General features: G+C 66.3%; 6 protein-coding genes and 1 pseudogene. 5 read left to right on the forward strand and 2 right to left on the reverse strand.

Translation table 11 applies throughout. The features are described 5' to 3' along the window. Positions 1–13: 13 nt before the first annotated feature. The gene (locus DID99_RS08120; RefSeq protein ID WP_124666467.1) at positions 14–874 is read right to left on the reverse strand and encodes an endonuclease/exonuclease/phosphatase family protein; all 861 of its coding nucleotides are present in this window, start codon (positions 872–874) and stop codon (positions 14–16) included. A gap of 228 nt (positions 875–1102) precedes the next feature. On the opposite strand from DID99_RS08120, the gene rlmD reads away from it, so the two are divergent. Next, positions 1103–2500, forward strand: a complete 1398-nt coding sequence (rlmD, locus tag DID99_RS08125; protein WP_124666468.1) for a 23S rRNA (uracil(1939)-C(5))-methyltransferase RlmD — start codon at positions 1103–1105, stop codon at positions 2498–2500. 61 nt (positions 2501–2561) lie between these two features. Here the strand turns inward: rlmD and DID99_RS08130 are convergent, their stop codons facing one another. Continuing rightward, entirely contained in the window at positions 2562–3260 is a 699-nt protein-coding gene (locus DID99_RS08130) for a Bax inhibitor-1/YccA family protein (RefSeq protein ID WP_124666469.1), read from the reverse strand. 250 nt (positions 3261–3510) lie between these two features. Between DID99_RS08130 and ndk the strand changes: the two genes are divergently transcribed. From ndk to ispG, 4 genes and pseudogenes are all read left to right on the forward strand, one after another. Further along, the gene (ndk, locus tag DID99_RS08135) at positions 3511–3936 is read left to right on the forward strand and encodes a nucleoside-diphosphate kinase (RefSeq protein ID WP_006478674.1); all 426 of its coding nucleotides are present in this window, start codon (positions 3511–3513) and stop codon (positions 3934–3936) included. Between the two features lie 55 nt (positions 3937–3991). Further along, positions 3992–5131 carry a 23S rRNA (adenine(2503)-C(2))-methyltransferase RlmN gene (gene rlmN / locus DID99_RS08140; RefSeq protein WP_044848980.1) on the forward strand — a complete coding sequence of 380 codons (1140 nt, stop codon included), beginning with the start codon at positions 3992–3994 and terminating at the stop codon, positions 5129–5131. A 163-nt stretch (positions 5132–5294) separates the two neighbouring features. Next, positions 5295–6314, forward strand: a complete 1020-nt coding sequence (locus DID99_RS08145) for a helix-turn-helix domain-containing protein (RefSeq protein ID WP_124666470.1) — start codon at positions 5295–5297, stop codon at positions 6312–6314. Between the two features lie 106 nt (positions 6315–6420). Beyond that, positions 6421–6602 (forward strand): annotated as a pseudogene (gene ispG / locus DID99_RS08150) (4-hydroxy-3-methylbut-2-en-1-yl diphosphate synthase); the annotation flags it as partial.

A 6602-nucleotide genomic window follows, 5' to 3' on the forward strand; every position in this document is an offset into this window, starting at 1 on the left:
ATGGCGGCCGTGATCAATTTCGATCGAGTTCGAGCACGACCGGCTGGTGATCCGATTCGCGCGCGTCGCCGTCGATTTCGCAGCGCGTGACGTGCGGCAGCAGCGTATCGGTCACGAACACGAAGTCGCATGCGAGCGGCCCGTCGGACCATTGCGCAGTGTCGTAGACGCCGGCGGTCGGCGGCGGCGTGCGGCCCGGGTGCCGGGCGATCCACGCATCGACGAACGACGGTGCGTCGGCGATCGGCTCGAGCATGCGCCGGTACGCGTCGCTGCCGAACGCGCTGTTGAAGTCGCCGCAGAGGATGGCATCGCGCGGTTGGCCGGTCTCGCTGAACGGCCCCGTGGCATTTTCGGCCGGCGCAGGCTGGTCGGCATGCGCACACGCTTCGCGGTGCCGGGCGCGCAATGCGTCGACCTGCGCGAGTCGCTGGCGCGCCGAATAGAATTCCAGATGCGTCGTGACGACCCGCAGCCGACCCGACGGTAACACCAGTTCGACGTCGAGCGCGACGCGCGGCATGGAAGGCGCGTCGGCGTCTGCCGGCCACCGCAGCAATTGGCGCAGCACGCGCCCGATCGGCAGCCGGGTCGCGACCGCATTGCCGAACTGGCGGCGCGGTGCGCCGGGTTCGAGCGGCGGCAGGTCGGCGCCGACCGCTTCGACGATCGTATAACCGGGCAGCAACGCCGCCAGTTCGGCGAACTGGTCGGGGCCGGGCTGGCCGGGCAGCGCGCCGAAACCGCGCGTGACTTCCTGCAGGCACAGCACGTCGAAGTCGCCGAGCCGGCGAGCGGCGGCGATCGTGCGCGGCAGGTCGACGACGCCGTCCGCGTCCCGACCCCATTGGATGTTCCAGTCGATCAGTCGCATGGTCGATTCTCCCGAGTCTCCTGAGTCTGTTGTGAGCAGAACGTGTGCCGCCGGCCGAGCTCGCGAGAGGCCGCGCATGCGGGCCGGCGGCGGGCGGCCTGCAGGTCGTTCCCGCATGACGTGGCGCGGCAGAGGCGTCAGTATTGACGCTTGCGCCACGAAAGCGGGCGACGCGGGCTTTCGTCGTCTACAATCTCGCCTTCTTCAACGTTTTGTCAGGAAAAGCTGGTGTCCGAAGCCGTCCCCACTTCTGCGCGCAAATCGAAAAATGCGCCCGTCGCGCCCGGGCCTGCCCCGGTTCTCGAGATTGAATCGCTCGACATGGAAGCGCGCGGTGTCGGCCGCACGGCGACCGAGGACGGCACGCCGGGCAAGGTGATCTTCGTCGAGGGTGCGCTGCCCGGCGAGCGCGTGACCTATTCGAGCTACCGTCGCAAGCCGAGCTACGAGCAGGCGACCGTTGTCGACATTCTGCGCCCGAGCGTGCTGCGCACGGAGCCGAAATGCAAATTCTTCGGCACCTGCGGCGGCTGCTCGATGCAGCACCTCGACATGCGCGCGCAGGTCGCGATCAAGCAGCGCGTGCTCGAGGACAACCTGTGGCACCTGTCGAAGCTGCGCGCCGAGACGATGTTCGCGCCGATCCACGGCCCGTCGTGGGGCTACCGGTACCGTGCGCGCCTGACCGTGCGCAACGTCGCGAAGAAGGGCGGCGTGCTGGTCGGGTTCCATGAAAGGAAGAGCAGCTATGTCGCCGACATGACGAGCTGCGAAGTGCTGCCGCCGCACGTGTCGGCGATGCTCGTGCCGCTGCGCCGGCTGGTCGAGGGGCTGTCGATCCGTGACCGGATGCCGCAGATCGAGCTCGCGGTCGGTTCGCAAGTCACGGCACTGGTGCTGCGCGTGCTGGAGCCGATCAATGCGGACGACGAGGCGCTGCTGCGCGCGTTCGCCGACGAGCACAAGGTGCAGTTCTGGCTGCAGCCGAAGGGCCCGGACACGGTGACGCCGTTCTATCCGCTCGACGTGCCGCTCGACTATACGCTGCCGGAGTTCGGCATCCGCATGCCGTTCAAGCCGACCGACTTCACGCAGGTCAACCATCAGATCAACCGCGTGCTGGTGGGTCGCGCGCTGCGCCTGCTCGCGCCGTCGCGCGACGATCGCGTGCTCGACCTGTTCTGCGGGATCGGCAACTTCACGCTGCCGCTCGCGCGGCTGTCGCGCGAGGTGATGGGCATCGAAGGCAGCGAGACGTTGACGACTCGCGCGCTCGCGAATGCGCGCGAGAACGGCGTCGACGGCCATACGACGTTCGCGTGCCGGAACCTGTTCGAGGTGACGGGCGACGACCTGCGTGCGCTCGGCGCCTTCGACAAGTTCCTGATCGACCCGCCGCGCGAAGGCGCGCTCGCGGTGTCGAAGGCGCTGGCCGAAATCGCGCAGAGCGGCGAAGGCCCGCTGCCGAAGCGCATCGTCTACGTGTCGTGCAACCCGTCGACGCTCGCGCGCGACGCAGGCCTGCTCGTGCACGAGGCCGCCTACCGGCTGAAGGGCGCCGGCGTCGTGAACATGTTCCCGAATACGTCGCACGTCGAATCGATCGCGCTGTTCGAGCGCGACTGAGCGGCGGCGGACGTAAAAAAACCGGCCCGAGGGCCGGTTTTTTCATCGGGTACGGCGAACGTCAGTTGCGGTTGCCGCCGAAGATGCCGAGCAGCGCGAGCAGGTTCGTGAACACGTTGTACAGGTCGAGGTAGATCGCGAGCGTGGCCGAGATGTAGTTCGTCTCGCCGCCGTTCACGACACGCTGGACGTCGAACAGCATGTAGGCCGAGAAGATCGCGATCGCGAGCACCGACACGGTGAGCATCAGCGCCGGCAGTTGCAGGAAGATGTTCGCGACCGACGCCAGCAGGATCACGATCACGCCCATGAACAGCCATTTGCCGAGCCCGGAGAAGTCGCGCCTGCTGACCGTGGCGATCGTCGCCATCGCGGCGAAGATGATGCCGGTGCCGCCGAACGCGAGCATGATCAGCGACGGGCCGTTCGAGAAGCCGAGGATGAAGCTCAGCAGGCGCGACAGCATCAGGCCCATGAAGAACGTGAAGCCGAGCAGCACGAACACGCCGGCCGCGCTGTTTTTCGTCCGCTCGATCGCGAACATGAAGCCGAACGCGATTGCGAAGAACGCGAGCAGGCTCATCATCGGGCTCGTGGCCGCGAACAGCGAGAATCCCGTCGCGACGCCGACCCATGCCCCCAGCACCGTCGGCACCATCGACAGCGCGAGCAGCCAGTACGTGTTCCGCAGCACGCGATTGCGAACCTCCGCGGTGCTGACGGAGCCGCCGCGGCCGAAATTGTACGGATAGTCGTTCATGGTTTCTCCTAACATTGAACGCATGGGCGTCCGGGGCCGGTTCGGCGCGCGCGGTGTGCGGCGCAGCAAACCGGAGCAGCTATGGCTAAGATACGTTCCGTGCCGCGAGGTTTCAATGCCGGGCGGCGCAAAAAACATATGGATTTGGAACCTTTCACTCGTGTAAGGGTTCAATCGCAATGATACACGGGATCGTGCTACAATAGCGGATTCATTTGAACCTGTAACTTCTTAATTTCTTGGAGTTTTTATGGCAATCGAGCGCACCCTGTCGATCATCAAGCCGGATGCGGTGGCAAAGAACGTGATCGGCCAGATCTACAGCCGTTTCGAAGGCGCCGGCCTGAAGATCGTCGCATCGCGCATGGCACACCTGTCGCGTGCGGACGCAGAGAAGTTCTACGCAGTTCACGCAGCACGTCCGTTCTTCAAGGACCTCGTCGATTTCATGATCTCGGGCCCGGTGATGATCCAGGTTCTGGAAGGTGAAGGCGCGATCCTGAAGAACCGCGACCTGATGGGCGCGACGGATCCGAAGAAGGCGGAAAAGGGCACGATCCGCGCCGACTTCGCCGACAGCATCGACGCGAACGCCGTGCACGGCTCGGACGCTGCCGAAACGGCCGCGGTCGAAATCGCGTTCTTCTTCCCGGAAATGAACGTCTACTCGCGCTAAGCCCTGGCTGGCAACAAGTAGGCAGGATTCAGCGCACGCGGCAAGGCAGCACATCATGACGAGCGAAACTTCCGTCAATCTTCTCGACTTCGATGCCGAGGGTCTTGTCGCGTACTGCGGCAGCCTCGGCGAGAAGCCGTTCCGCGCCAAGCAGTTGCAGCGCTGGATCCATCAGTACAACGCCGGCGATTTCGACGGCATGACCGATCTCGCGAAGTCCCTGAGAGAAAAGCTCAAGGGCCGCGCGTCGATCGTGATGCCCGATATCGTCAGCGATCACGTTTCCACCGACGGCACGCGCAAGTGGCTGATCGACGTCGGAAACGGCAATGCGGTCGAAACCGTTTTCATCCCGGAAGAGACGCGCGGCACGCTGTGCGTGTCGTCGCAGGCCGGGTGCGCGGTCAACTGCCGCTTCTGCTCGACGGGCAAGCAGGGCTTCTCCCGCAACCTGTCGACAGCCGAAATCATCGGTCAGCTCCGGATGGCCGAGTTTGCACTGCGTGCGTCGCTGGGTCGCGCACCCGGTCCGAACGGCAAGGCCGAACGGGTCGTCACCAACGTGGTGATGATGGGCATGGGCGAGCCGCTGCTGAATTACAGCGCGGTCGTGCCCGCGATGCGGCTGATGCTCGACGACAACGCGTACGGCCTGTCGCGCCGCCGCGTCACGTTGTCGACGTCCGGCGTGGTGCCGATGATGGACCGCCTCGGCGCCGAATTGCCGGTCGCGCTCGCCGTTTCGCTGCACGCGCCGAACGATGCGCTGCGCGACGAACTGGTGCCGCTCAACAAGAAGCATCCGCTTCGCGAGCTGATGGCCGCGTGCCAGCGCTATCTGAAAGTCGCACCGCGCGACTTCATTACTTTCGAATACTGCATGCTCGACGGCGTCAACGACACCGAAGCGCATGCGCGCGAACTGCTGGCCGTCACGCGTGACGTGCCCTGCAAGTTCAACCTGATCCCGTTCAATCCGTTTCCGGAATCGGGCCTCATCCGCTCGAAGCCGGAGCAGATCAAGCGCTTTGCACAGGTCCTCATCGACGCGGGTGTCGTCACGACCGTGCGCAAGACGCGCGGCGACGACATCGACGCCGCGTGCGGCCAGCTGGCCGGCGCCGTGAAGGACCGCACGCGCCTGGCGGAGCGAACGGGCGCAGCAGCAAAAATCATCGAAGTTCGGGCGATCTGACGGGGACGCCTGGTCGGGGCCGCATGGGTGCGGATGCCTGGACTTCTTGCGGTACAACACGCGAATAGCGATCGGTCGCGGCGCCTCGGCGCCGCGCATGATGTGGACAGTTGCGGGAGCCGGCGGCGCCCGCCAGTGAAGAAGAATCGACGCGAGGACAAGGATGAGTGAGCCGCAGCCGACCAACGGCGCAGAGACGAATGCCGCGAAGCCGGCACCGGCGGGGCTTGAAACGCTGGCGGCCGTCGGCAGCCGGCTGGCGCAGCTCCGGGAGGCGAAGGGCTGGACGGTCGACGACGTGTCGGCGCGGCTCAAGGTCGCTCCGCAGAAGCTGCGTGCGCTCGAGGCTGGCGACATCAGCCATTTGCCCGGCGTGACGTTCGCGCTCGGCGTCGTGCGCAGCTACGCGAAGATGCTCGGCGTCGATCCGGAGCCGTTCGCCCACGCATTGCGCCGCGAGCGTGGCGTGCAGGAAGTCGATCTGTCGATGCCCGCGTCGTCGGGGACGGATCTGCCGCGCGGCCGCGTGTCGATTCCGCTTGGCGGGTCGTCGCACCATCATCCGTGGCTGTGGGGGACGGCGATCGTCGTCGTCGCGGTGATCGCGGTACTCATGTGGCACACTGGCGGCGATTCGTCGAGCTGGCTCGCGCGCTTCAAGGGCGGCGGTGCCGAACACGCGTCGGCGGCCAGCGCGCCGGCGGCGTCTTCCGTCGAAGCGGCAGCCGCGGGCGGCGCATCGGCAGCAGCCGTCAACGAAGCCCCGGCGCAGGTTGCGGCATCCGCCGTGGCGCCGCAGGCCGTTGCGTCGGCTGCTCCGGCTCCGGCCTCGGCCGCGACGGCCGCCGCGCCCGCGTCGCAGCCGGTCGTCGCGACGGCCGCGGCGAGCAGCGCGGCCGTGCCGGCCCAGCCCGCGAGCGTCGTGGTCGCGGCAGGCCAGTCGATGGTCGAACTGAAGGTCAAGCAGGATTGCTGGTTCAGCGTGCGCGACAAGAGCGGCAAGGAACTGTTCTCGGCGCTGGTGCGGGCCGGCGAGACGAAGCAGGTCGCCGGCGACGGTCCGTTCAAGGTCACGATCGGCAACAAGGCAGGCCTTGATACGGTCGCGTTCGACGGAAAGCCGGTCGATCCGGCAAAATATTCGGCAGCGCGGGGTAACGTGGCGCGGTTCACGCTGCCCTGACGTCAAGCGCCGTGGCGCAGGCCTGTCCTGGACAGGCCGCGAGGGCACGGCGCTTTTTCAATTCATGCGCCGCCTCGCGGCGCATTCCGCGTAAATGGATCTATCGATGCAATCCGAAGCTCAATCCCCACGCAGCAGTCAGATTTGTTCAACCGAGCCGGTGTTCGGCGGGCATCAGCCGCGTCGCGTGTCGCATGCGGTGGATGTTCGTTGGGGCGGGCAGCTCGTGACGATCGGCGGTGATGCGCCGGTGCGCGTGCAGTCGATGACGAATACCGACACGGCCGA

The sequence above is a fragment of the Burkholderia sp. Bp8986 genome, assembly GCF_003854225.1.
In the GTDB taxonomy this organism is placed as follows: domain Bacteria; phylum Pseudomonadota; class Gammaproteobacteria; order Burkholderiales; family Burkholderiaceae; genus Burkholderia.

Bases quoted from the DNA above. Each gene is read 5' to 3' on its own strand.
- DID99_RS08130 (WP_124666469.1), bottom strand. From the start codon at position 3,260: ATGAACGACTATCCGTACAATTTCGGCCGCGGCGGCTCCGTCAGCACC.
- DID99_RS08120 (WP_124666467.1), bottom strand. From the start codon at position 874: ATGCGACTGATCGACTGGAACATCCAATGGGGTCGGGACGCGGACGGC.
- rlmN (WP_044848980.1), top strand. From the start codon at position 3,992: ATGACGAGCGAAACTTCCGTCAATCTTCTCGACTTCGATGCCGAGGGT.
- DID99_RS08145 (WP_124666470.1), top strand. From the start codon at position 5,295: ATGAGTGAGCCGCAGCCGACCAACGGCGCAGAGACGAATGCCGCGAAG.
- ndk (WP_006478674.1), top strand. From the start codon at position 3,511: ATGGCAATCGAGCGCACCCTGTCGATCATCAAGCCGGATGCGGTGGCA.